The sequence below is a fragment of the Alicyclobacillus contaminans DSM 17975 genome, assembly GCF_000429525.1.
Lineage (GTDB): Bacteria > Bacillota > Bacilli > Alicyclobacillales > Alicyclobacillaceae > Alicyclobacillus_A > Alicyclobacillus_A contaminans.
In genome coordinates this window covers 23,804-47,638 of record NZ_KE386913.1, presented here as the reverse complement: position 1 = coordinate 47,638, position 23,835 = coordinate 23,804, and the positions used below count along the sequence as shown (strand labels likewise).

General features: G+C 59.2%; 21 protein-coding genes. 4 read left to right on the top strand and 17 right to left on the bottom strand.

Annotated features, from left to right (window positions below):
* Positions 1 to 69: 69 nt before the first annotated feature.
* From G463_RS0117575 to ssuE, 11 genes are all read right to left on the bottom strand, one after another.
* Positions 70 to 1,158, bottom strand: a complete 1,089-nt coding sequence (locus tag G463_RS0117575; protein ID WP_026976158.1) for an ABC transporter ATP-binding protein — start codon at positions 1,156 to 1,158, stop codon at positions 70 to 72.
* A complete protein-coding gene (locus G463_RS0117570; RefSeq protein ID WP_051322427.1) occupies positions 1,155 to 1,955 on the bottom strand; it encodes a sulfate ABC transporter permease in 801 nt (266 codons plus the stop codon). The genes G463_RS0117575 and G463_RS0117570 overlap by 4 nt, the downstream gene beginning before the upstream one ends.
* The gene (cysT, locus tag G463_RS21385) at positions 1,930 to 2,805 is read right to left on the bottom strand and encodes a sulfate ABC transporter permease subunit CysT (protein WP_084171898.1); all 876 of its coding nucleotides are present in this window, start codon (positions 2,803 to 2,805) and stop codon (positions 1,930 to 1,932) included. Before cysT ends, G463_RS0117570 begins: the two co-directional genes overlap by 26 nt.
* Positions 2,805 to 3,836: a sulfate ABC transporter substrate-binding protein gene (locus tag G463_RS0117560; protein ID WP_026976156.1), complete on the bottom strand. Its 1,032-nt coding sequence runs from the start codon at positions 3,834 to 3,836 to the stop codon at positions 2,805 to 2,807. The genes cysT and G463_RS0117560 overlap by 1 nt, the downstream gene beginning before the upstream one ends.
* Positions 3,837 to 4,093: 257 nt before the next feature.
* On the bottom strand, positions 4,094 to 4,819 hold the full coding sequence (locus tag G463_RS0117555; protein WP_026976155.1) for a GntR family transcriptional regulator: 726 nt from the start codon (positions 4,817 to 4,819) through the stop codon (positions 4,094 to 4,096).
* A gap of 512 nt (positions 4,820 to 5,331) precedes the next feature.
* Positions 5,332 to 6,516: an acyl-CoA dehydrogenase family protein gene (locus G463_RS0117550; RefSeq protein WP_026976154.1), complete on the bottom strand. Its 1,185-nt coding sequence runs from the start codon at positions 6,514 to 6,516 to the stop codon at positions 5,332 to 5,334.
* A gap of 55 nt (positions 6,517 to 6,571) precedes the next feature.
* Positions 6,572 to 7,948: a short-chain fatty acid transporter gene (locus G463_RS0117545; RefSeq protein WP_211227446.1), complete on the bottom strand. Its 1,377-nt coding sequence runs from the start codon at positions 7,946 to 7,948 to the stop codon at positions 6,572 to 6,574.
* A 59-nt stretch (positions 7,949 to 8,007) separates the two neighbouring features.
* A complete protein-coding gene (locus tag G463_RS0117540; protein ID WP_245575951.1) occupies positions 8,008 to 9,423 on the bottom strand; it encodes an LLM class flavin-dependent oxidoreductase in 1,416 nt (471 codons plus the stop codon).
* A gap of 78 nt (positions 9,424 to 9,501) precedes the next feature.
* The gene (locus G463_RS0117535) at positions 9,502 to 10,938 is read right to left on the bottom strand and encodes a 4-hydroxyphenylacetate 3-hydroxylase family protein (RefSeq protein WP_026976151.1); all 1,437 of its coding nucleotides are present in this window, start codon (positions 10,936 to 10,938) and stop codon (positions 9,502 to 9,504) included.
* 25 nt (positions 10,939 to 10,963) lie between these two features.
* Positions 10,964 to 12,130 carry an FMNH2-dependent alkanesulfonate monooxygenase gene (ssuD, locus tag G463_RS21375; RefSeq protein WP_051322426.1) on the bottom strand — a complete coding sequence of 389 codons (1,167 nt, stop codon included), beginning with the start codon at positions 12,128 to 12,130 and terminating at the stop codon, positions 10,964 to 10,966.
* Positions 12,131 to 12,164: 34 nt separating this feature from the next.
* Positions 12,165 to 12,722, bottom strand: coding sequence for an NADPH-dependent FMN reductase (gene ssuE, locus G463_RS21370; protein ID WP_035488144.1), 558 nt, complete (start codon positions 12,720 to 12,722; stop codon positions 12,165 to 12,167).
* Between the two features lie 298 nt (positions 12,723 to 13,020).
* On the opposite strand from ssuE, the gene G463_RS21365 reads away from it, so the two are divergent.
* On the top strand, positions 13,021 to 13,956 hold the full coding sequence (locus G463_RS21365) for an alpha/beta hydrolase family protein (protein WP_051322425.1): 936 nt from the start codon (positions 13,021 to 13,023) through the stop codon (positions 13,954 to 13,956).
* A 212-nt stretch (positions 13,957 to 14,168) separates the two neighbouring features.
* Here G463_RS21365 and G463_RS0117515 read toward each other — a convergent pair whose 3' ends face one another.
* From G463_RS0117515 to G463_RS21360, 3 genes are all read right to left on the bottom strand, one after another.
* Positions 14,169 to 15,164 (bottom strand): zinc-binding dehydrogenase, encoded by a 996-nt coding sequence (locus G463_RS0117515; protein WP_342663835.1) that lies wholly within the window; start codon positions 15,162 to 15,164, stop codon positions 14,169 to 14,171.
* A 226-nt stretch (positions 15,165 to 15,390) separates the two neighbouring features.
* Positions 15,391 to 16,812 (bottom strand): type I glutamate--ammonia ligase, encoded by a 1,422-nt coding sequence (gene glnA, locus G463_RS0117510; RefSeq protein ID WP_026976149.1) that lies wholly within the window; start codon positions 16,810 to 16,812, stop codon positions 15,391 to 15,393.
* Positions 16,813 to 17,049: 237 nt separating this feature from the next.
* A complete protein-coding gene (locus tag G463_RS21360) occupies positions 17,050 to 17,208 on the bottom strand; it encodes a hypothetical protein (RefSeq protein WP_156900302.1) in 159 nt (52 codons plus the stop codon).
* A gap of 461 nt (positions 17,209 to 17,669) precedes the next feature.
* Between G463_RS21360 and G463_RS0117500 the strand changes: the two genes are divergently transcribed.
* Positions 17,670 to 18,959, top strand: a complete 1,290-nt coding sequence (locus G463_RS0117500) for an ammonium transporter (RefSeq protein ID WP_211227447.1) — start codon at positions 17,670 to 17,672, stop codon at positions 18,957 to 18,959.
* Positions 18,960 to 19,077: 118 nt separating this feature from the next.
* Here G463_RS0117500 and glnA (G463_RS0117495) read toward each other — a convergent pair whose 3' ends face one another.
* A complete protein-coding gene (glnA, locus tag G463_RS0117495; RefSeq protein ID WP_035488137.1) occupies positions 19,078 to 20,412 on the bottom strand; it encodes a type I glutamate--ammonia ligase in 1,335 nt (444 codons plus the stop codon).
* 122 nt (positions 20,413 to 20,534) lie between these two features.
* Between glnA (G463_RS0117495) and G463_RS21355 the strand changes: the two genes are divergently transcribed.
* Positions 20,535 to 21,563 carry a putative nucleotidyltransferase substrate binding domain-containing protein gene (locus G463_RS21355; RefSeq protein WP_051322424.1) on the top strand — a complete coding sequence of 343 codons (1,029 nt, stop codon included), beginning with the start codon at positions 20,535 to 20,537 and terminating at the stop codon, positions 21,561 to 21,563.
* Positions 21,564 to 21,565: 2 nt separating this feature from the next.
* Positions 21,566 to 22,249 (top strand): 3'-5' exonuclease, encoded by a 684-nt coding sequence (locus G463_RS0117485; protein ID WP_084171896.1) that lies wholly within the window; start codon positions 21,566 to 21,568, stop codon positions 22,247 to 22,249.
* Positions 22,250 to 22,392: 143 nt separating this feature from the next.
* On the opposite strand, the gene G463_RS21350 is transcribed toward G463_RS0117485, so the two are convergent.
* The gene (locus G463_RS21350; RefSeq protein WP_035488134.1) at positions 22,393 to 22,965 is read right to left on the bottom strand and encodes a flavodoxin family protein; all 573 of its coding nucleotides are present in this window, start codon (positions 22,963 to 22,965) and stop codon (positions 22,393 to 22,395) included.
* Between the two features lie 45 nt (positions 22,966 to 23,010).
* On the bottom strand, positions 23,011 to 23,724 hold the full coding sequence (locus G463_RS21345) for a hypothetical protein (RefSeq protein ID WP_051322423.1): 714 nt from the start codon (positions 23,722 to 23,724) through the stop codon (positions 23,011 to 23,013).
* Positions 23,725 to 23,835 lie beyond the last annotated feature (111 nt).

The window sequence follows — 23,835 nt, the reverse complement described above, 5'->3', positions numbered from 1 at the left end:
AAACCGGAGTGCGCGGGGTATCTGCCCCCCGAAACCGAGGGGCCCCATGCAGTACGGGTCCCGTTCAGTTCATACCGCGCCCACGGCAACGGCGTTCTCCGTAGGAAGCGCACGTCCCTCGCTGTCAAACATCAATACTCGCTTCACGTGAATGCCCACGCGACTGCCAACGCCGAGCGCGGCCGTTTGATCCGGACTGAGAGACGCCTGAATCTGCATCCCGCCCTGGAGTCGAACGTCTGCGGTGTAGTATGTTCCCTTGTACGTCAGGTGGATGATCTCGCCCTCAGCATTCACGCTGTTCCCTCTTTCGCCTCCCACGGGGGACAGTTGTACATCCGACGGACGAAACACGACGCTCAGCTTGGCCCCGTCGGCTTGATCCACAGAGAACATCAGGGGCCCGACCACCAATTTCCCGCGCTCAACCGTCCCTTGCCCGTGGTTGGCCTCGCCGACAAAATTCGCGACGAACAGACTCTTCGGCTGATGGTAGACCTCCTCCGGCGTACCGAGCTGTTCCAACCTGCCTTGGTTCATCACCAAAACTCTGTCTGCAATCTCGAGCGCTTCCTCCTGGTCATGCGTCACAAAAATGCTGGTGATGCCAATTTCGTCGTGGATCTTCCGCACCCATTTCCTCAACTCACGACGGATCTTGGTGTCGATGGCCGCGAACGGTTCATCCAACAGCAACACACTCGGTTCCGGCGCCAACGCACGAGCCAACGCCACCCGCTGCGCTTGCCCACCGGACAGTTGATGGGGGTAACGCGATTCCAGTCCGGAGAGGCGGACCAACTCCAACAAGGTGTGCACCCGTTCGCGGATGAACGCCTTGTCGCGCTTCTGTACGCGCAGGCCGAAGGCGATATTGTCGAACACCGTCATGTGACGAAACAACGCGTAATTCTGGAACACCACCCCGACGCCGCGGCGCTGGGGAGGCACCTGATTCACCACCTGTCCGCGAATGCGAATCTCGCCGGACGTGGGCTGGTCCAAACCGGCAATCAGGCGCAGGAGCGTCGTCTTGCCGCTGCCGCTGGGCCCGAGGAACCCTATCAATTCGCCTTCTTCCACACGAAACGTGACGTCGTTTAGGGCAGCCGTTTCCGCCGTAAATCGGCGAACGACCTGGCGCACTTCAATGCTCATGCCGTGAACCTCCTTTGCCGCTTTTTCAGGTACTGAAGGATGAGGAGAATCACAAAAGAGATGGCCGCCAACAAAAGCGACATCGCATAGGCCACCTGCATCTGACCGTCTTCCGTGGCTTGATAGATATAGAGTGTGGCCGTCTGGGTTTTCATGATGACACTTCCGGAGACCACCAATACCGCCCCGAACTCCCCCAGCGCCCGCGCGATGGTCAGCGTGATGCCATACCACAAACTCCAGCGGATGTTGGGAAATGTGACCTGCCAAAACGTGCGCCAAGCGGACGCCCCGAGGGTGAAAGCCGCTTCTTCCTCGGTCACTCCGGCAGCTCGCAGCACGGGTACCAGCTCACGCACCACAAACGGAAACGTGACAAACAGGGTTGCGAGCACCATGCCGGGAAAGGCAAACATCACCTGGGCGCCCTGCGCTTGCAGCCATCCTCCAATGAATGTGTTCGGCCCGTACACCAGCACCAAGGCCAACCCCGCAATCACCGGCGAGACTGCAAACGGCAAGTCGACAACCGCGTTGAGAATGCGCCACCCTCGCATGTGACGCCGGGCGATGTGGAGCGCTGCAAGAACGCCGAACACCGTATTGATGACAACGGTCAAGACGGTAATTTCCAGCGTCAAGCGCAGTGCAAACCGTCCTTCCGGGCTGGTCAGGGCCATCCAGACCTGATCCGCCCCTCCTTGAAAGGCACCGACAACAATGCCCACCGCCGGCAGGACCAGGAGCACCAGAAGCCAGAAATACACAAAACTATACAGTCCCATTCGCCGAATCATGGATCACCCTCCCCGCCTGACCGGGTGTGGATACCACCGAGGCCTGTCGCCATCCGCGCCGCTCCCGCCGTTGCAGCCACACTTCAGCCACCATGGCCAGCAGCGACAATACCAGCAGTACCACCGAGACGGCCGCAGCCCCTTGCGTATCGTAGTTCTCCAACAGGCCGTACAGATACACAGCGGAAATTTGCGTGTGCATGGGCAGATTGCCGGACACAATCACCACGGCGCCGAACTCCGCCAGCGCCCGGCTGAACGTCAATGCGAAACCGCTGAGAATGCCGGGACGGAGCGTCGGCAGCACGATGGACCAAAAGACCCGCGCGGGGCTCGCGCCGAGCGTGTAAGCCGCTTCCTCCATCCGCGCATCTTCGTGGTCCAGTATCGGCTGAACAGTGCGAATACTATAGGGCAGCGTCACAAACATCATCGCCAGCACAATGGCGAAGGGGGAATAGATGAGCTGGATCCCGTGTCTGGCGAACCAGGCTCCCACGGGGGACGCGGGGCCGTACAGAAACACCAGCATCAGCCCGCCGACCGTGGTTGGCACCGCAAACGGAAGGTCCACAAGGGCGTTCAGAATGGACCGGCCCGGAAGTTGCATGCGTTCAAACACGTACGCCACCACGGTGCCCGCCACCGTGTTGATGACTGCGGCGAGCAGGGCTGTCTCCAGCGTCAGCCGCAACGCCGCCACCCCCATCGGCTGGACGACAGCGGCTGCAAACGCGCCCCAGCCCGCCGCGAACGCCTGTTGAAAGATGGACGCCACCGGCAGCACAATCAACAGCAGTGCGTATGCGCCAACACTGAGAAACGTGACCCTCCCGCCAAGAGTTTTCATCACTTTGCCTCCAACACCTGATTCCACAAACCGCTGGTCGAGTACAACTGCTGATTGATGGTCGACCAACCGCCCAATTCTTTCACCGTGAACAGATCCTCTGGCGTCTTGAATTTCGCCGCGGCGCTCTGCTGCAGCGACGGCAGCACCGGCCGGAACCCGGCGGATTCAAAGATCTGCTGCGCCTGAGAGCCCTCGAGCCAGTCGATGAACGCTTCCACCACTTTTCGGTTGCCGTGCTTGTCAACGTTCTTGTCCACGAGAGCCACCGGATTTTCGATGAGCATGGTGGAGTTGGGCAACACCTCGTCAAACTTCTGGAGATTGTCGCTGGATTCCAGGATTTCATTCTCGTAGCTCACCGCCGCATCTCCGGTGCCATTGACAAACGTGGTCATGGACGCCTCACCGGACTTGTCCAATACCTTCACGTTTTTCACAATGTTCGCCAGGAGATCTTTGGCGGCCGCTGCCCCGCCGTGCCGCTCGGCGGCATAGTAAATCGCGTTGATATCCCACTTTGCCCCGCCAGATGTGGCTGGGTTGGGCAGGTCCACCACAACCCCCGGTTTGGCCAGATCCGCCCAGGATTCGATATGCTTGGGATTTCCTTTGCGCACCGCGATGGCCACCACCGAATCGGTCAGCATGCCGCCGGTCGGTGTATCTTTCCAGTTGTGCGTAATCAATCCGGCCTTCTGAATCTTGTTGATATCGTCCTCCAGCGAAAGAGCCGCCACGTCCACGGGCAATCCACTGGCAATGGCGCGCGCTTCTGCCCCAGATGCGTCAAACGAGGCCTGAAACGTGACGGTTTGCCCCGTCTTCTGTTTCCAATAAGCTTCAAATGCCGGAAACAACTTATTCTCGTAGACATCCTTTGTGACGCTATAGGAACCAAAGTAGATGGTAACTGGTTTGGAAGATTCCGTGCCGGTGGTCTGATTGTTTGTACTCCCACCAGAACCGCATCCAATCAACCCCATCGATGCTGTCAAAATCGCTGCAATTCCCGCTGCCTGTCGTTTCAAGGCGTTTCACTCCTCCCCCGCAACGAATACTGCTACGATACAAGACCGGTCAGGCGTCTGCGCGCCTGACGCTGGCATGTTGAATCATTGTGAAGAGTATATGCCCCGGACGTCACGGCGGCCAGCCAATATAATAGAATTCCGATGCATTTTGTTTATATTGTTCTGTTGTTATAACAAGTTGAGGGAGATGGCCAGGGGGTGGCCATACCATGCGGCGAAGACAGCGGCACGCAGTCCTGGGGCAACCGACGGATTCATTCTCGGGTCAGTTTCACCTCAAATTGATAACGGCTGGAAGGATAGCGAACTTCAGAAAATTCCACCGGCGTACCGGTTTGATCACAGGTGACTCGGCGAATCATGAGGATGGGTTCGTCACTGCGGACGTTCAACTCCTGCATGTCTTCGTACACGGCCCGTGTTGCCGAAACCTGTTGCGTCCCAAACGAGATTTTTACGCCATGCTGTTCAAAAAATCCGTAGACATGATTGTATGTGTCCCCGTGTTCCGCCAAAACGGCCAGTGTGGCTTGCGGCGGCGGAACCAGATAGGACGTCTCCCGAAATATCGGACTGTCCCCAACCGTGGCAACGCGACGGATTTGAATCACCTGCGCAGACGGCGCAATGCGCAGCGATTCAGCCACCGTCTGCGGGCATGTCATCGTGCGCAGCCCTTTGACTTCAATGTCCACCTGATATCCGCGGGCGCGCAGCTCTTCAGCAAAACCGTGCAGCTTGGATGCCGCCACAGAGTGTCTTTGATCCACGAGAAACGTGCCCTTCCCCTGCCGGCGCGTCAGATATCCGAGCGAAACCAAGTCCCCCACCGCCTGCCGCACCGTGATCCGGCTGACACCCATCTCCTGAGCCAACTCCGCCTCAGACGGAATCTGCTCACCCGGGCGCCATCTCCCAGCTTGAATTTCGCGGAGAATCTCGGCTTTCAAGTGTTGATACAGCGGAACACTCGTCTTCACACGCATCCCTCCTCAGCAATGTATGGATGAAATGGTTGCAGCGTGTGCAAAGCCCCCTGCTTCGTTTCAAACGGATCAAAGAACCAAAGTAGGACTGTGCATCCGATTATATTCCAATAAATCCGATGGATAAAGGTCAGTTTTGTCCTGTCGACGTCAAAATTCCATTTTCCTTTTCGGATCGTTCGGATTTTTGACCGTTTTTTGCATGCCACGAGCCCCCTTCGTTCCGTCTCCGGATTGACGTTCATCCAACGTTCATCGACCCCGTGCTCGGGATGATTCACGCGGCCGGTATCGACGGGGAATTCGGACGATGAGTTCGGTGGGAGGAATCCACTTTTTCAATCACATCGCCAGTGCCTTGAGAAAGAGGGTGAGGGTTTTGAAGTCAGAATTCAAGCGGGTGATTGTGGAAGGAGGTATGCCGCGGACGGTGGTACTGCTTCACCTGCCGTACGCTTTGTCAGGTGAAGCATCCAGCGGTATCCGTCCGCGGCATCAACAGGGTGTCAGGAATAATAGCCGGGTTCCGGCCATTGACCATTGAGGAACCAATTGCCGACGTTGCGCAGCTTGAACTCAGCGGGATTATGCAACGTATGTGTTCGAACGTTGCGCCAAAACCGGTCAAATCCGTAGTGCCCAGCCGTCGACCTGGCGCCCATCACCTCAAAGATGCGCGATGTGATCTCCAGCGCCGTGTTGCCGGCGTGCACGTTGGCCGCCGCCACCAGTACGGCGCATTCGCCTCTCTCCGCCTGCGTCAACGCGACATCTTTGGCCCAAATCTGGTCCAACGCGGCCGCCGCCTTCTCCACCAGACTCAACGCCGCCTGAACACTCGCCCACATCTCGCCGTAGCGGCTCTGCGTGGACGGTTCTTCGGCGGCGCTGGACACGCCGGAGCGATACCAGGCTCTCGCCTTTGTGGTGGTGTAGTTTCTCGCGGCCTCCAACGCGCCGATGGCGCTGCCCACGAACACGGAAGCCAGAATGCTCTGCGACAGAATCGGTGTCAATGTCGAGAACGCCGTGTCCTGCGCATACGGGCGAACCAGAATCTCTTCATCCTCCAACCTCAGGTTGTGGAACGACACCGTACCGCTGCCCGTCTGCCGCTGACCCATGCAATCCCAGTCATCGTGCACCTGCACCCCGAGGCGGCGGGTTGGCACCATGCCTTTGTAGAATTCGCCCGTCTCCCGATCCCGCCAGGATATCACCAGCATATCCGAATCAGGAGAACCGGAACTGAAGGATTTCGCGCCGTTGACAATGACCCCTCCTTCGGTCCGCTCTCCAATCGTACGGTCGTCCAAGGGGTTCACGGAATTGCCCCAGAAATAATTGTGCTTGACCGTTTCTTCGTAATAGCGCCGTTTTTGTTCTTCGCTGCCCGCCAGGTGCACCGCGGACAAGCTCAGGAAGTGATACCCGTAGAGGTGTGCCAAGGCGGCGTCGGTGCGGGCAAACTCGCGGACCACCCGCAACACCGCCGACCACGGTTGGCCGTCTCCGCCGTACGCAGCGGGAATCAGCAATCTCAACAGTCCACTCTCACGGATCCAATCGCGCTGCAGTTTCGGTGTCCCGCCACGCTTGTCGCGCTCCGCCGCGTCAACGCCAAATCGTTCCGCCAGAGCGACAGCGGTCTGCAGATAATCGTAGTTCTGGCCAGGGGGTGCGATGGACACAAGATCTCCTCCCTGCTTCAAGTCATTCGGCATCCATCAAAATCTTGCCACTCTGTCACCAGATGAGCACGGTGACCGCATAGACCACACCCACCCAAAGGAACGGTACAATGGTGTAACCCATCATCTGACGCACGTTCAAACGGGCCAAGGTCAGAATCGGAATCAGCCAAAATGGTTGGACGAGGTCGTTCCAGGAACACCCCATTTGCACCGCCATGCTGGTTTTGGCCATATCGGCACCGAGGCGCTGTGCCGCCTGTATCATGAACGGCCCCTGAATGGCCCAATGTCCACCCGAAGACGGCGCAAAGAAGTTAATCAGAAATGAGCTGAGCAGTCCGAAGAACGGAAGGGTGTGGACAGTGGAAATGCCAACCATCCATTTCGAAATGGCGACCGCCAAGCCCGAACCTTTCATCATCCCCATCATCCCGGCGTAAAACGGAAACTGCAGGACAATACCGCCAACACTGCGCACCCCGTCGGTCACCGCGCGCACGTAGGCGGCCGGCGTCCCGTGAAACAAAATCCCGAGGAAGAGAAAGACAGCGTTGAGCGTATTGATGTCGAACGATCCGCCTGTGTGGAAATGATAGATGAGATACCCTGCGCCGAGGAGCACCACCACCGCACTCAGCCACCACGTATGCTCCAGGCGTTCCGCGAACGTCCCTGTCCTCTGCACCGGTGCCGGCTGACTTTCCGTTTCCCAGGTGGCAGGATTGACGTCGAGCACATCCTGGGCTTTGGGATGAATCCACATGTTGAGCAGGGACAGCGTCACCATCAGGACAACCACGTCGACGAGCACAGCAGGCAAGAAGATGGTATGGGTCAGCGGCACCACACCGCCCATGGACGCGGCGAACGGGTTGCCCGCCGTCGCAAGCGTGATGGGAATGGTCGCTGATACACCGAGACCGTACAGAATCCAGCCGGAATAGGCGCTGGCAATGAGCAGTGGGTAGTGAATGCCGCGAATGCGTTTGGCCAATTGCTGCGCCATCAGGGTCCCTGCCACTAAGCCGAAGCCCCAGCTGATGTAGGAAGCGATGCCGGCCACCACGGTGGTGCAGACAATGGCGCCCTTCGGCCCGTGAACACGCGTTGCCACCCAGCCGAGCAACTTGGCCACGGGACGCGAAACGGCCAATGCGTAGCCAGTCACCACCACGAGCGCAACCTGCATCGAAAATTCGAGGAAATCCCAAAAACCGCTGGACCAGTCGCTGACCATGGCCGCCAGGCTCTGGTGGACAATCGTCACACCGAGCAAGATCATCACCAGCGTCAGGACAATCACCAGCACAAAGGGATCAGGCAGATACTTTTCCATTAAGACGGCGAAGAAGTACGTGATGCGTTGCAACAAATTCAGCTTTCCCGAGACGCGGGCCTCAGGCTGTGCCAGGAAAAGGTCCTGTTCCATGGTCATCCCTCCTTCGACTTGCCATCCTTCGTTTGGCAGGACCCTACCACGCCAGCAGTTCAGGAAGACGTGCCTGCCACGGCGCCGACATCGGCTGACTCGCCTTGCCCCTGGCGGCGGTACTGCCGCGCCGGATGATGATCCGGCAAGTGCCGGCGGCCGCCGTACAGATTGCCGCGCAGCGTGTCAGCCGCATAGTCGCGCCAGACCAAGCCCCGCGCCTGCAGCTCGGGTACCACCAGGTTGACAAAGTCGACAAAGGTGCCGGGCGTCACCGCATAGGCGATGTTGAACCCGTCCACATCCGCTTCATCCACCCATGCCTGCATGGTGTCGGCAATGGACTCGGGCGTGCCCACAAAGACTGGGCCACGGCCGCCAATCCCAATGAACTTCGCAATTTCCGCGACCGTCCACTGCCTGTCCGGATCCATCTTCGTGAACACCTCGACGGCCGAATAAATGGCCTCGTTGCGCACGTATTGCAAGGGCTCATCCGGCCCGTACTGAGACAAGTCGAGTCCGCTCCAGCCGCCGTACAGCGCCAGCGCACCGTGGTAACTGGCGTGCCTGGCGTAGTCCAGATACTTCTCTTCCGCCTCCGCCTGCGTCCGCCCCACAATCGGCGTGAACATGGAGAACACGCGAATTTCCGCAGGATCCCTGCCTATCTTCTCCGCCTCTTGCCGTAGCGCCCGGACATAGGTTCTCGCCATGGGGATGGTCGGCGCAATGATGAAAACGCACTCTGCGTGCTTGGCGGCAAAGGCGCGCCCGCGGGCGGAAGCCCCAGCCTGGTACAGCACCGGCGTCCGCTGCGGCGAAGGTTCGCACAGGTGAATGCCAGGCACGCTGAAGTACTTGCCCTGGTGCCCAATCTCGTGCACTTTGGCCGGATCTGCGTAGATTTTCTGATTGCGGTCGCGGACGACCGCATCATCTTCCCAGCTCCCCTCCCACAATTTGTAGCAGACATCCAAATATTCGTCGGCAATGTCATAGCGCGCATCGTGGCTGACCTGACGCTGCAAGCCCAGGTTGCGGGCGGCACTGTCCAAGTAGGAGGTGACAATGTTCCAGCCCACCCGGCCCTTGGTCAGGTGATCCAGCGTAGACATGCGGCGAGCGAACAGGTATGGGGGCTCGTAACTGACGGACGAGGTCACGCCAAAGCCCAGGTGTTTGGTGACCTGCGCCATGACCGGCACCACGAGCAGCGGATCGTTCACGGGAACCTGAGCGGCGTCGCGCACCGACGCGTCGCGCGAACCCTGGTAGACGTCGTATACGCCGAGCACGTCCGCCAAGAATACGGCGTCAAACCGCCCACGCTCCAACGTCCGGGCCAATTCGCTCCAGTACTCCATATCCGTGTAGCGATAGCTCTCGTCTGCAGGGTGCGTCCAGAGCCCCGGAGACTGGTGGCCCACGCAGTTCATCACGAATGCATTGAGATAGATCCGTCCATGCTTCACGTTTGTTTCCACCCCTTGTTGGATTCCCGCAAGCGATTCACCGGCTCCGCGTCGCCTCGCCGGTGCGGCCAGCTCCCATCACACACCCGCTTGACGAATCAAATCCCAGACCGGTTTCGTGTAACGCGCCTTGTCCGCGTTGACATATTGATTGGCGAACGTCCGGACCGGATCTCCCGCGTAGTAGCGCTCGTACAGTTGATGCCGCGCCCCCAGTTGGCTGCCAATGAGATCCCAGCCCAGTTGGAACAGCTTGATTTTGGCCTCAGCTGACACCCTGGCGCCGGCGAAATATTTGTCAATCAACTGCGACACGGAACCCGTGTAGTCCGTGGCTTGAGAGGGCACCTGCATAAATCCCCCGGCCCCGATTTGCTGCAGGATCTCAATGGCGCGTGGATAATAGCGGCTGTTCAGGTTGCGAGCCGTCTCCAAGAAGCCAATGGCCGGAATTTGATTGCCGAAGTCGTCGGTGTAGGAATGCACCTCCGACGCGATGGCCAGTGCCTGCAACGTGTCCACCTGTGTCAGCAGTTCGCCGAGCTTTTCCTGAACGTGCAGGAATCCATCCACCCCGATGGATTCAGCAATGGCGCAGGCCACGCCGGCCACAAACCGCAATTTGGCCGCCGCCCGGACCACGGTTTGGTGAAATGCGAGTGCGTTGGCGGACGTGTTCTGGCGCAGGCGCCAGACCGCCTCTGGGTTGTCCTTGAGCAGCACGCGTTCCCAGGGCACGAGAACGTCGTCAAAGATCAACACCGCGTCCATCTCGTCATAGCGGCTGCTGAGCGGATGCTGCACCGCATCCACGCTGGCGAACGACTCCCGACAGACGATGTGCAGTCCTTTGAGATTCGCCGGCACAATCAACGCGTGGGCGTATTGCGGATGCGCGCTGTCCACGTGGTGGAACGGGAAAATGAGAAAATCGTGCGTGTAGGGAGCTGCCGTGGCAATCATCTTGGCGCCGCGCACCACCACACCCTCGTGGTTTTCCGAAACAATGCGCAGGACCGCGTCCGGATTCTCTTCGTCGATGCGCTTGGCGCGATTGATCTGCGGATCGAGCAGTGCGGTGGTGAGAAACAGGTCCTGGTCGCGCGCCGCCTCGTAGTAGCGGCTGATTTTATCGGCGAAGTGCGGATCATCCTGGGAAAACGCATCCCGCACCGCGTACCAACCGGTGACCATGGAACGGGCGTAATCGGACAATCGGCTCATCACGCCGTGGGTCTGTTCAGCCCAGTATGTGAACGCGGCGGTTCGCCGAGCCAGGTCCTCCCGCGTTCGCGGCACCAGAAACGCGTTGTGTGCATATTGGCCGACACGGGGGCTTGGAAAACCAATTTGCTCACGAACGCCGGCGGTATCCAAACTGTCAAACAAGCGCGCAATCGTCTCCAGAGTGCCGGTGAAGGCGGGGTGCCGCGTCACATCGGGCACCTGCTGCCCGTCCAGCCAGACCGTACGACCGTCGTTCAAACTGTTCAAAAAACGCTGTCCCCTCGTCATGACGGTTCAGATTCCTCCATCCCTTTCACGAAGTGGTTGTCCCCGATTCAACCGCACCGTGTGGATTTGGAATCAGCTCGTTGGCAATCATCTCTCCAAACGGACTGATGTAAGTTCGTTCTTCTGGATTGCGCGGTACGTTGACTGGCAACAGCGGGAACAGTAATTCCGCGACGCGGTACGCTTCTTCCAGATGCGGGTAGCCCGAGAGAATGAACGTTTCGATCCCGAGATCGGCGTATTCCCTCATTCGCGCCGCGACGCTCTCTGGATCTCCCACCAACGCGGTCCCCGCTCCGCCGCGTACCAGTCCAACGCCCGCCCACAGGTTGGGGCTTATCTCCAGGTGTGACCGATCGCCGCGATGCAGTTGACTCATGCGCTGCTGCCCAACCGAATCCATGCGAGCGAACACGGATTGCGCGGCCGCGATGGTGTCATCGGTCACATACTGAATCAGTTCGTCCGCCGCTTGCCACGCCGCTTCCTCCGTTTCCCGGACAATCACGTGCAGGCGAATCCCGAAGCGGACTGTCCGTCCCGCTGCCGCGGCCAGTTCGCGTACCTTAGCGATTTTCTCCTTCACTTGCGCCGGCGGTTCGCCCCACGTCAAATACACGTCCACATGGCGCGCGGCCACCTGGATGGCGGCCGATGACGAGCCGCCGAAATAGAGCGGAGGATGTGGTTTTTGCAACGGCGGATAGAGCACCTCGGCTCCCTCTACGCGAAGGTACTCCCCTTGAAAGTCGGTCTTCCCTTCCTCCGTCAGCACCTTTCGCCAGATGGAGAGAAACTCATCCGTCACCGCATATCGTTCGTCATGGGACAGGAACAACCCATCGCCCGCGTTTTCCACCGGATCTCCACCGGTCACCACGTTGATGAGCAAACGACCATCGGAAAACCGATCCAGCGTCGCAGCCATGCGTGCGGCGAGCGTCGGCGACATCAAACCAGGCCGTACGGCCACGAGAAATTTGAGTCGTTGCGTCAGCGGCGCCAATGTGGAGGCCACAATCCAGGCGTCTTCGCAAGATTTCCCGGTCGGCAGCAGAACGCCGCTGAAGCCGAGTTCATCAGCGGCTTGCGCAATTTGCCGACAGTACGCGTGATTCACCGCGCGCGCACCCTTCCGCGTCCCCAAATAGCGGCCATCGCCATGTGTTGGGATGAACCAAAACAGTTCCACCAGGCACTCCTCCCTTCTCCGTCGAAGCTTCGGATTAATGCGTAGCAGCGCGAAGCAAGACCGGGTTCACCTGTTGCACCAGATGCTCCGCCGCCTCCGCCAAACGGGGCTCCAGGTCCGGCGCGACTTCGTAACCATCCAGAGAATCCAGTCGGGAAAACTGCGTCTCCAAACCGAACACGCTCTTCTCCAACACGGTCGCGCCAAGCACCGCCAACACGGGCTTCAAGGCGTATTCGAGCGCCAACAGGTGCGCGATGGTGCCCCCCACCGCGACGGGCAGCACTGGCTTATTGGCCAGGGCCCCGTTGGGCAGCAGGTCCAGATACGCCTTGAGGATGCCGGTGTACGCGGCTTTGTAAATCGGCGTTCCAACAACGACGGCGTCCGCCTCGCTAATCACGTGGTTCGCGCGAGCAATGGCTGGACTCTGGGTGCGGGCATGGAGCAGGTCGTCCGGCGGTAGATTCCGAACGTAAATGGTCTGCGTCTCAATCCCGTGCGTCTCGAGGCGCCGGCTCAGCCAGGCCAGCAGTGATGCCACTCTGGACGGCTCCGACGGACTTCCAGAAACCAATGCAATCCGTGTCATCCGTGAATCCTCCTCACCCTGGGTCCGCCACGGAAAATTCGTGGATGCGACGAGTATATGTGCCGCGTGGCCAACCGCTCAATGAAATATCGACAAAACAAAGCTGTTTTATCCGAATTGGATATAACGTGATGATGAGCTTGGATTTCGTCGGAGGGTGCCCAGGCAGGGGGTTTCATGGACGAACGAGATCGTGTTATAATTCCTGTAATTAAAATCGGATTACTTAGTATTGGAACTGACAATGAACTGTCTGCGATCGCCATCGGCATCACAGGCCCAAAAAGGGGGCTTGCATGTGGAATACTGTTGTCAACTTCATTGCGGGGATTATCAATTGGCACTCACCGTTCACCAACCAGAAGCCGCGCTGGGCAACGACGGGCAGCGCTGGCCGGCGGTGGTCATCTGTCATGGTTTTGTCGGTACGCGCATCGGGGTCAACCGATTGTTTGTGCAGGCGGCTCGCTGTTTTGAGCAAGCCGGCTACGCGGTGGTTCGCTTTGACTACGCGGGATGCGGCGAGAGTACGGGCCGGTACGGCGATACTGGGTTGACATCGATGGTGGACCAGACCCGCGCTGTACTTGAATATACGTCGTCTCTGCCGTTTGTGGACGCGGACCGCATCACGTTGCTCGGGCACAGTTTGGGTGGTGCCGTCGCGATGCTGACAGCCGTCCAAGAACCGGCCATTCGGCAAGTGATCCTGTGGGCGGCTGTGGCTCACCCGTATGCCGAGATCTGCGCCATCACCGGACCCGACGTGGTGCGGCGCGCGTACGAACAGGGCGGGGCCAACTACCTCGGCTACACGCTGAAACCCGGTTTCTTTGACTCGCTCAAGCGCCATTGCCCCGTCGACGCGGCGGCGCAGTTCACCGGCAACGCGCTCATCGTGCATGGTGCGGCCGATGCAGAGGTTCCCGTCCGCAACGCGTCGCTCTATTACCAACAGCTGGAGAGGCATGGCGCGTGCTGTCAACTGGAAATTCTGCAAAATGCGGACCACACGTTTTCCACCCCTGGCAGCGCCAGGGCGGTTCGAACGCTGACACGGTCGTGGCTACAGTCCCGTCGGTCGGCGGAATTCGATTGGAAAATCGTTTCTCTGGAAAATGGGGGGGTTGTGGATGGAAGGACGCACCGCCAAGGATTTTTTGACATACACCCTGTCCAGGCGACAGGTGGCCGAAAACCCACATCTGCTTCGTCGTATTCAACAGGAGATTGAGCAACACGAGATCAAGGTTGTGGACATCCAACGGAATAAAGAAGAACTGGTGATTTTCTACCGACGTCTGCGCAATCCAGCCGAACACCATCCCTTGGAGCCCGACCCGACGGCCCATGGGAAAGTGTCCCCCGGTCACTGGCGAAGTGGCCGGCTGGCGGGATGCTGAGGCTGTCCGCCGCCTTCGCCGCCGGCCGGCCCCGCTGCCACCATCAACCGATGATGAGGCCAATCTTTCCAAAGTTCCGGGTGTCCTGCAGCCGCGTCAACGCGGACACGGCTTCCGCAAGAGGAAACATCGCGTCCACAACGGGGTGAATCCGATGTTCCGACACGAATCGAAGCATCTCATCGAACTCCTCCCGACTTCCCATGGTGGAACCCTTGAGATTGAATTGGCCGTAGAAGAACGAACGCAGGTCAAAGCGCACTTCGTCGCCGGCTGTCGCACCGAATGTCACCAGTGTACCGCCCGGCTTGAGCACGGAAAAACACTGGTCGAACGTTGCCGCACCCACGCTGTCCACGACCAAATCCACCCGCTCTCCGTTCAACTGGGGCAGCCAGTCCTGCGTGGAATCGATGGCCATATCCGCTCCCAGACGGAGGGCGGATTCCCGCTTGTCGGCGCTGCGCGAGGTCACCACCACGCGGGCTTTGCGGGCCTTTGCGAACTGAACCAGGTAGGTGGCCACGCCACCCCCCACGCCGGGAAGCAGAACGGTTTGCCCCTGATGCAGCTCACCCCGTGTGAACAGTGCGCGATACGCGGTCAAGGCGGCCAACGGCAGGACGCCGGCCTCTTCAAAACTGAGATGGTCCGGTTTTTTCGCCACATGATCCGCATCCACCACGATGTACTCAGCGAATGTACCGTCGGTGGGGGAGCCGAGAATTTCGTAATCCGGCGGTGGCGCTGGCGTATTGCGGATCCACTTCAGCGCCGGATGAATGATGACCTCGTCCCCAAGCGCCAAATTCTCCACGCCCGATCCCAGCGCGTCAACGACGCCCGCGCCGTCGGAGCCGAGGATGACCGGCGGATTACCCGTCTTGGCGAGTGCAATCACCCGCAGATCGCGGCGGTTCAAGCCTGCGGTCCGCAATTGAATCCGGACCTGTCCAGGCCCCGGTTCGGGTATGGGAACATCCTTGTAACGCACACCGGCGAGCCCAGCCCCACCTTCAGCGACAATGGCCTTCATCATGTTTTCCTCTCCCCGCTTCCACTCCGATTCAGCTCGAAAGCAGCAGTTTTTTCATCTACTTCTGTAAGTATAGTGAAAACAGCCCCAATCGCAAGGCGACGGGGTATCGTTCATCGGTGGCGGCATGGATGCGGACCCTTCCTCACCGAAAGAGGGTGTTGCGGCCGTGGCGGGCCGAAACACCCTCTGGTTGCGATAACGTCCACAGGGACAACTATCGGAAAAATTACAGGTCGTAGTAGAGTTGGAACTCGTACGGATGCGGACGAAGACTGAGCGGCGCCACTTCGTTGTTGCGCTTGAACGAAATCCAGTTTTGAATGAAGTCTTTCGTAAATACGCCGCCTTCCAACAAGAATTCGTAGTCGGATTCCAGAGCCGCGAGCACCTCATCGAGGGAGCCCGGAACACTGCGAATCTTCGCCTTCTCGTCGCCGGACAGTTCATAGATATTCTTGTCCAGCGGACCATAGCCGAGTTCAATTGGGTTGATTTTCCGCTTGATGCCGTCGAGACCCGCCATCAACATCGCTGCGAATGCGAGGTACGGGTTGGAAGTACAGTCTGGTGTGCGGAATTCAATGCGCGCCGTCTTCGGCGAAACAGCCGCCACCGGAACGCGAACCGCGGCACTGCGATTCCCCTTCGAGAACACCAGATTGACGGGTGCTTCGAATCCGGGAACCAGTCGCTTGTACGAGTTCGTGCTCGGATTGGAGAAAGCCAGGATGGCCGGCGCGTGCTCGAGAATACCGCCGATATAGTACAACGCCAACTCACTCAGATTCGCATACTTGCCTTCCTCGTAGAACAGCGGCTGATCTCCGTCAAACAGGCTTTGGTGAACGTGCATGCCGGAACCATTGTCGCCAAAGATGGGCTTCGGCATGAAGGTCACCGATTTGCCGAATTTTCGAGCGACGTTGCGAATGATGTATTTGTAGGTCATGACATTGTCCGCCGTCCGCGTGAGGGTGCTGAAGCGGAAATTGATTTCCGCCTGGCCCGCCGTGGCCACTTCGTGGTGATGGCGCTCCACACGAATGCCGGCGTTCATCAACTCTTTGACCATCTCGGTTCGGATATCTTGTTGAGAATCCAGAGGCGGTACCGGGAAATACCCCCCTTTGTTCTTCACCTTGTAGCCGAGGTTCTTTTCCCCGGTTCCCGTGTTCCACATCGCTTCTTCGGAGTCCACCTGGTAAAACGCTCCCTGATGGCTGCTGTCAAAGCGAACGTCGTCGAAAATGAAGAACTCCAGTTCCGGGCCGAAATAGGCAGCGCTCGCGATACCACTCTGTTGGAGATACGCCTCCGCCTTCTCTGCAATATACCGCGGATCTCTGTCATACCGGGTGCCATTGGGTTCATAAACGGTGCATGCGAGGGATAACGTGGGGGCAGCCATGAACGGATCAATGAACGCGGTCTCCAACACGGGCCGCATGACCATGTCACTTTCCTCAATCCCCCGAAAGCCCTGAATACTCGAACCGTCGAACGCCACACCGCGCTCAAGCACTTCCTCGTCGATTTCAACCGCCGGAATGGTGACATGATGCTGCCGACCAGGAACGTCCACAATCCGGAAGTCCACCATCTCAACGTTGTTCTCTTTCATCAGCCTCAGTATGTCTTGTGGGGTCACCTTTTTTCACTCCTTAAGCGTGTGCTCAATAGTACTATAGAAATGAGGTGCAATTCCGTCAACACTTTATGTAAGGAAACATGACACGAATAGCGTATTTTTTGTTGAAATTGGCGACTGCCACCGCCCGCGCCTGCCGGAAGAACAAATGCGCGCTCCGTGCATCGGTGGATGCACGGAGCGCGCCTAGCCGACACCCTGATAACACGCTTGGTTTTCACGAAAACCTTCCACAAGTCAGCAGTCCGCCTGCCTGCGTATGGACTTCGAGCGATACACCAGCGCCATCCCAGACGCGAGGGTCCCCGCGATGGCTCCCCACAGCAGGTGGTGAAACGCCACCCCAAGCGCAGCCCCCATCGGCAGGAATGCGTCGGTGACATGCCACTTTGTCACGTGGATTGGCCTCCCATCCCGTCGCTTCATGAACCACATCACCCCTCACCGGTTATCCTGATTTTACCCACGTTCCAAATTCATTTTTCCATGCCTCTTTCCAAGTCGAATGGAAGCGGCGCCATCAACCCCCTGCCATTGACATGCGTTCCATCGACCACGTCCTCACAACCGACTTGCTGTTCACTTGGATGCATGGTGGTCCCATGCCCGCCAACCCTGGAAAGAACGCCCTCGTCGTGTCAACTTCGCAAAGAAATCCGACGCCTTTATGTTAGATAATATAACATAAATCGTTGACTTTCCTATAGCTCGCTGGTATGTTTACAATAAAAAATTCAGTGAATTCCGGAGGTGTGGTAATGGCTAAAGCGTTTCGTTCGAAATGGGCCTTATTTCTGGCTTCATTCTTTGGCCTGCTGTCCATTCCGTGCGTAAGTTTTGCTGACACAACATCCAAGGTGGATACTGGCGACACGGCCTGGATTCTCGTGTCTTCCGCGCTCGTGCTGCTGATGACGCCCGGCCTGGCGTTCTTCTACGGCGGGTTGGTCCGCGCCAAAAACGTCATCACCACCATGCTCCAGGTCATTGCGGTCATCCTCGTGGTGTCCATCCAATGGGTCGTGATCGGTTACAGCTTGGCGTTTGGCCCTGACTTCCATCACATCGTGGGTGGCTTGCAGTGGTTCATGCTTCACGGCGTCGGCGCGCAGCCGGACAGCGACTACGCGGCGACCATTCCGAGCATGGTGTTCAGCATCTTCCAGATGATGTTTGCCATCATCACTCCGGCCCTCATCGTCGGAGGATTGGCGGAACGAGTCAAGTTTTCGGCATTCGTCCTGTTCACCGTCCTCTGGGCCACACTGATTTACGATCCGCTCGCCCACTGGGTCTGGGGCGCCGGCGGTTGGCTGCATCAACAAGGCGTGCTCGACTTCGCGGGCGGTACCGTTGTCCACATCTCCTCCGGCGTCGCCGGGTTGGTGGCGGCCATCTACCTCGGTCGGCGCACGGAACTGGGCTCCGGTTCCATCAAGGCGCACAATGTGCCGTTTGTCCTGCTCGGCACCGCGCTCCTGTGGTTTGGCTGGTTCGGGTTCAACGCGGGCAGCGCCCTCGGCGCCAATGCGCTGTCGGCCGACGCCTTCATCACCACCAATACGGCAACCGCTGCGGCATCCATCGGTTGGATGATTGCCGAGCGGCTGCGCACCGGCCACGTTTCGCTCGTCGGCGCCTGCGCCGGCGCCGTGGCGGGGTTGGTCGCCGTCACGCCGGCCGCTGGCTTCGTGACCCCCGGCGGATCCATCATTCTCGGTGTGCTCGGCGGCGCCATCTGCTACTGGGCATCCACCTTCATGAAGGCGAAGCTCGGCTACGATGACGCGCTGGACGCCTTCGGCGGCCACGGTATCGGCGGCACCTGGGGCGCCATTGCGACTGGACTGTTTGCCACCACGTCAGTCAACTCCGCGGGCGCGAACGGCCTGTTTGCAGGCAATCCGCACCAGTTGCTGGTGCAGCTCATCGGCGTGGCGGCCACCTGGGCGTTCTCAGGCATTGGCACGTTCATTCTGTTGAAAGTGGTCGATCTCATCATGGGACTCCGTGTCACCAAGGAAGAGGAGCTCATGGGCCTGGATGTGGCGCTGCACCACGAGTCGGCCTATCCGGAGCAACTGACCCGCGAAGAACTTCCGAAAATTCTCGGGACCCCGCCAATCACCATCCCAGCCAAGGACTGACCCGACGCTCGGCCCCGTACGGCTTTTGGTCATGGAACCAGGGATTCAGAAGAGGGCCCGGCACACAGGTGCCAGGCCCTCTTCTCTCGCTGGGCGGGCGTTGTTGCATCGCCGCACGTCACAGCGTCAGATACTGTTCCCACTCCCACGGATGCACGGTTTTTTCGTACTGTTCCCACTCGAGGAGCTTTGCCTGAACAAAATGGTGATAGGCGTGTTCACCGAGGGCGTCGCGGATGATCTCGTCTTCTTCGAGCGCCTCCAACGCCTGTTCCAAATTTCGCGGCAGGGTGGCAATCCCCTCGCGAAAGCGCTCCTCTTCCGACATCGACGCCACCGATGCGTACACGGGCGGCGGCGCGTCCATATCATTTTGAACGCCGTCCAATCCCGCTTTCAACGCCACCGCGAAAGCCAGGTAGGGATTGCAGGACGGATCCGGAGAGCGGAGTTCAATTTTTACACCCGTCCCCTCCTCCACCGCGACCCGGATGAACGGCATCCGATGTCTCGTGGACCAAAAGATGTGAGACGGCGCTTCAAACCCGGGAACCAAGCGTTTGTAGCTGTTCACCACCGGATTGGTGATGCAGGTGAGGGCTGGCGCGTGACGAAGCAGACCGGCGATGTACGACTGCACGGTGCGGCTGAGCGAAAATGTGCCATCCTCGCGCGCTTTGCCCCGGTCAGCGGAAGAGCGTTCCGCGGGCAAAACGAAGTGACAGTGCATGCTGCACCCGTCCTCGTCCTGCAGCGGCTTTGGCATGAACGTGGCGTGCAGGCCATGTTTGCGGCTGATGGTCCGAGCCACCAGCTTCGCGGTGGCCACGTTGTCTGCGGCCGTCAGAATGTCCACCAAACCGAAGTCGATTTCATGCTGGCCCGGCGACGTTTCATGGTGGGATCCGGCCACGTCCATCCCCATGCGCTCCAGCGCCAGCACAATGTCGCGCCGGCAATTTTCGCCCGCATCGGTGGGTGCGATGTCGAAGTAGCCGCCGAAATCATTGGGCTCGGGTGTGGGTTTGCCCCGGGCATCCTGCTTCAGCAGGAAGAACTCCAGTTCCACACCCACCCGGCACGCGTCGAGTCCGGATGCTGCAGCTTCGGAGACGACCCGTTGGAGAATCGCACGCGGATCCCCCGCGAACGGTCTGCCGTCCGGCAGGCATACGTTGCAGATGAGACGGGCCACGGTGGCGTCGGTGAACGCCGGCGGAAAGACGAGCCACGTGCGCAGATCCGGTCGGAGGTACATATCCGACTCTTCAATGCGGACGAATCCCTGGATGGAGGAACCGTCGAACATGATGCGCCCATCCAGGGCATCCTCGAGCTCGGTCACCGGAATTTCCACATTCTTCAGGATGCCAAACAGATCTAAGAATTGCAGCCGCACAAACCGGACGCCGGCACGTCGGGCGGCCGCCAGGATTTCGGATTTGTTGAACATGCCGCATCTCTCCAGGAATGGGGATATCCGTCGTTCCCACGATGGGACACGGACGAACGTTTGACGTTATGCAGAAAGTTCTGGATAGTATTATATAACGAAGAGAAACGAGGCGTACGGACATGATTGCTTTTCCACCGCCGGATGGCGCCCTGTTTTCCCCAGACCAAGACGTGGATGCCCGAACGCAATACATTCGGAGTGTGCTCGAATTATCTCAGTCCTACCTGTCGGACGGCGGGGACCTGCTGGTCTGGATGGACGCCTTCCAACGGTGGAGAACGCGAATGCTCGAGCTCGGATGGGAAGCCACCGTTCCTGCGAAACACCGGCTGCACCTGCAGCACATTCGCTTTGGTTCGGCGGCCAGAGGCGAAGAACTCCCAGGCAGCGACCTTGATTTCGCCGTGGTGTCGAACGGCCGACTGTCCACAGAGGATGTCATTTCACACATGCGGAAATTCATTCGCCTCATGCACGGGTTCGGTTTCCCGCCGTGCCAGGGCTTTGTGATGGGGAGCAACCCTCGCTGGGTCGGCACAGCGGCGGAATGGCAGCAGCGAATCCAAGAGTATCTGGCGTTTCCCGACTGGACGAATACGCGATACCTGTTCATCATGGTCGACAGCCGTCCGCTCGGAGCGGGCGAGGACGACTGGACTGGAGTTGTGGCGAACGTCCGCGCAGCCATCCGCCAGTCCCCATTCATCTGTTGGGAGATGGCGCACCTCGGGATCCACAAAAGCGTGGCGGTGACCCTGCGCGGTCAGGTGAAGACCACCCGGATGGAGGCGCAGGAATACTTCCCCGTTAAGGAAGGCCTGCTGAATCCCCTGGTGCAGGCGGTTCGCCTGCTCGCGCTGGTGAACGGCTGCGAGGCGCTGCCGACGCTGGAACGACTGCACTTCCTGCAGTCGGCGGGGCTGCTGACTCAAGATTTAGCGCAACACCTCCGAGAGGCGCTCCTGTTCGGATGGCGCCTTCGACTGGATCAACAGATGAACGATCTCCTCGCGCATCGGGAGCCGCAGGATGCGGTGCGTTGGCATGCGCTGAGCGAGGCAAACAAACGCGAGGCGGCGATCCACGTGCGCGCGGTCAAGACGCTGGAACGGATGGTGCACCGTACTTTTCCGAAACGCGGGGGATGAAGATGAGGTGGTTTCGAGGCGCCAATCGAGAATCGTCGCTGTATCGACCAGGAGTGTCAGAGGAGGCGGCGGCCGCCAGCGCGGTGAAGCTGTGGGAGTCTCCGCTCACGGCGGCGGACTACTTTGTCGTGGACATGGAAACGAGTGGATTCTCCGCGGAAAAGGACCTCATTCTGTCCCTCGCCGCCGCGTGTTTCACAGGCGTGGACCCACAGTTCACGGAAACCATGTACGAGCTCATCCGCCACGAGCACCTCGAAGGCGTGCCGCAGGCGGTTTGGAACCTGACGGGACTGTCGCCGGAACAGGTGAGGGCGGGCCGGGATTTGGAGCAGGTGCTGCGCCGCGTGCTGACCCTCTCTGTCAACCGGGTGTGGATTGCCCACCATGCACGCCACGAATTGTCTTTTCTGGGACGCCAGGCGCGCCTGCTGTGGAAGCTGAAACTGCGCCCCATCGTCGTGGATACGGCGGTGGTCGCCCAGGCCCTGGGCCGGATGACGAGAGTTCCCACCTTGGACGAGGTGTGCGCCTGGCTGAATGTGGACGTGCGGGATCGGCACAGGGCGGATGCCGACGTTCGCATGACGGCCGAGGTGTGGCGCAAAGAGATTGCGTTATGCCAACGCATCGGCCTTCGGACCATCGCAGAGGTGATGGACTGGACAAGTTCGCGGGCCTATTGATTGTGCGACCGCCGATTCCACGGCGAATCGACGCAAATGGCCGTCGGCGCAACGATGGCCAGACATTCCGTTTTGTTCTGCCGAATCCTTGGTGAACATTTCAATCCGATGCGGCGGGGCGGTCAGGCCGTTCCAACCGCAGGTCACGCATTGGCTGTGGGCCCGGGTCCTGCGGAACGCTGGCGCAGCCGTTGATTCAATGCCGCGGCGGAACGAAGGGCCGCTTCATCCGCCAACACGTCCCCCGGTCGGTTGCCCTCGCCAATCACCCATCCGTCCAGCGACATGCCCATGAAATCAAAGATGAGCTGAAACTGCTGAACCAGCGGCTTGGCTTTCTCGTGCGGATGATCGCCTCCAGCAATCACGACGTAGCCGGGGATGGCCTGCATCCGCTCACGAAAGCCAAGCCCCGGCTGGCGCAGGCTTTGGCTCCAGCGATCCACGAAGTTTTTCATCAATCCGGACATGCCGTACCAATACAAGGGTGTGACAAGCACCAAGGCGTCGTGCGCCAGGACTTCTTGAATCAGCGCATCGTAATCGTCGTCCACATCCGCAAATCCAGCGGGACTGTGCCGTTGGTCGACAATGGGTTGAATCTTCAAGTCCATGAGGTAACGCTTCGTGTGCGGTATGCCGTCCAAAACTCTGTCCGCCAACAGTTCGGAATTTCCTTGCCGGCGGGAACTGCCGTAGAGCACAATGGGTTTCATGTGAGAAGCATTCCTTTCCACCGCGGTTGACGCAATGACCATCGGTCACGACTCGTTCTGAAACAGCGATACGAGCCGAGACACCGCGCCAGCGTATTGCGGTTTGCTCCAATTGTTGTAAGACGGGTGCGGAATCCCCGTCACCACCTGCCATTGCGGAGATACCAGATCTGCCAGAGCGAAGAATTTTTGTGCGAATCGCCCGCAGGGCACCAGGAACAAGGACCTGTCCCACAGTTTGCGAAGCCGCTTGCGCAGGTTCTCGAGGAGGATATCCTGCGTCAGCGCGAGCGCCGGATCTTTGTACGACGTGGACTGACCAGCGGTGCGCAGGGTCTCCAGCGCGCGCAGCAGGTCCGCGTATTTCCGGACGACGTCCGGATTCCCATAGGCGCTTCCCTGCATGGGAATGTTGCAGACGTTCATCAGGCCGACTTTGTCCAGCGACGGACGATGCAGCTGTTCGTCGCGATTCTTTTTGACGATAATCCCCAAGGGCAGATGCCCGTACGCTTCGCCGAACAAATGGCGGCTCATGGATGCCCCCGAACTGCCGGACACCGGAGCTCCGTACTTGAGTTCCTGGACGTGCGGACTCTCCAACAGAAACACGAACGATGCAGTGGTTGGCACAATATCCGGCACCATGTACCCGTCCGCCAACTCGTTGCACGCTCGTCGCAGCGCTTCCTTCAGTTCTTCTTGCACATTCTGCATGGCCATGCGATGCACCACCGTGAAATGGGCAAAATTCCCCAAGAATCCATCGTCCCCGATTATAGCATACAGAGAAAGCGCCTCAGGCGAGGTTGCCCCCGCCTGAGGCCATTTGTGTCAAACCAGGTGCCAAGCCGGACGAAATCCGGACAT

Coding starts and splice junctions, on each gene's coding strand:
- G463_RS0117575 (WP_026976158.1), bottom strand. CDS start 1,158: ATGAGCATTGAAGTGCGCCAGGTCGTTCGCCGATTTACGGCGGAAACG.
- G463_RS0117570 (WP_051322427.1), bottom strand. CDS start 1,955: ATGATTCGGCGAATGGGACTGTATAGTTTTGTGTATTTCTGGCTTCTG.
- cysT (WP_084171898.1), bottom strand. CDS start 2,805: ATGAAAACTCTTGGCGGGAGGGTCACGTTTCTCAGTGTTGGCGCATAC.
- G463_RS0117545 (WP_211227446.1), bottom strand. CDS start 7,948: ATGGAACAGGACCTTTTCCTGGCACAGCCTGAGGCCCGCGTCTCGGGA.
- G463_RS0117535 (WP_026976151.1), bottom strand. CDS start 10,938: ATGACGAGGGGACAGCGTTTTTTGAACAGTTTGAACGACGGTCGTACG.
- ssuE (WP_035488144.1), bottom strand. CDS start 12,722: ATGACACGGATTGCATTGGTTTCTGGAAGTCCGTCGGAGCCGTCCAGA.
- G463_RS0117515 (WP_342663835.1), bottom strand. CDS start 15,164: ATGATGAAGGCCATTGTCGCTGAAGGTGGGGCTGGGCTCGCCGGTGTG.
- glnA (WP_035488137.1), bottom strand. CDS start 20,412: ATGTTCAACAAATCCGAAATCCTGGCGGCCGCCCGACGTGCCGGCGTC.
- G463_RS21355 (WP_051322424.1), top strand. CDS start 20,535: ATGATTGCTTTTCCACCGCCGGATGGCGCCCTGTTTTCCCCAGACCAA.
- G463_RS0117485 (WP_084171896.1), top strand. CDS start 21,566: ATGAGGTGGTTTCGAGGCGCCAATCGAGAATCGTCGCTGTATCGACCA.
- G463_RS21350 (WP_035488134.1), bottom strand. CDS start 22,965: ATGAAACCCATTGTGCTCTACGGCAGTTCCCGCCGGCAAGGAAATTCC.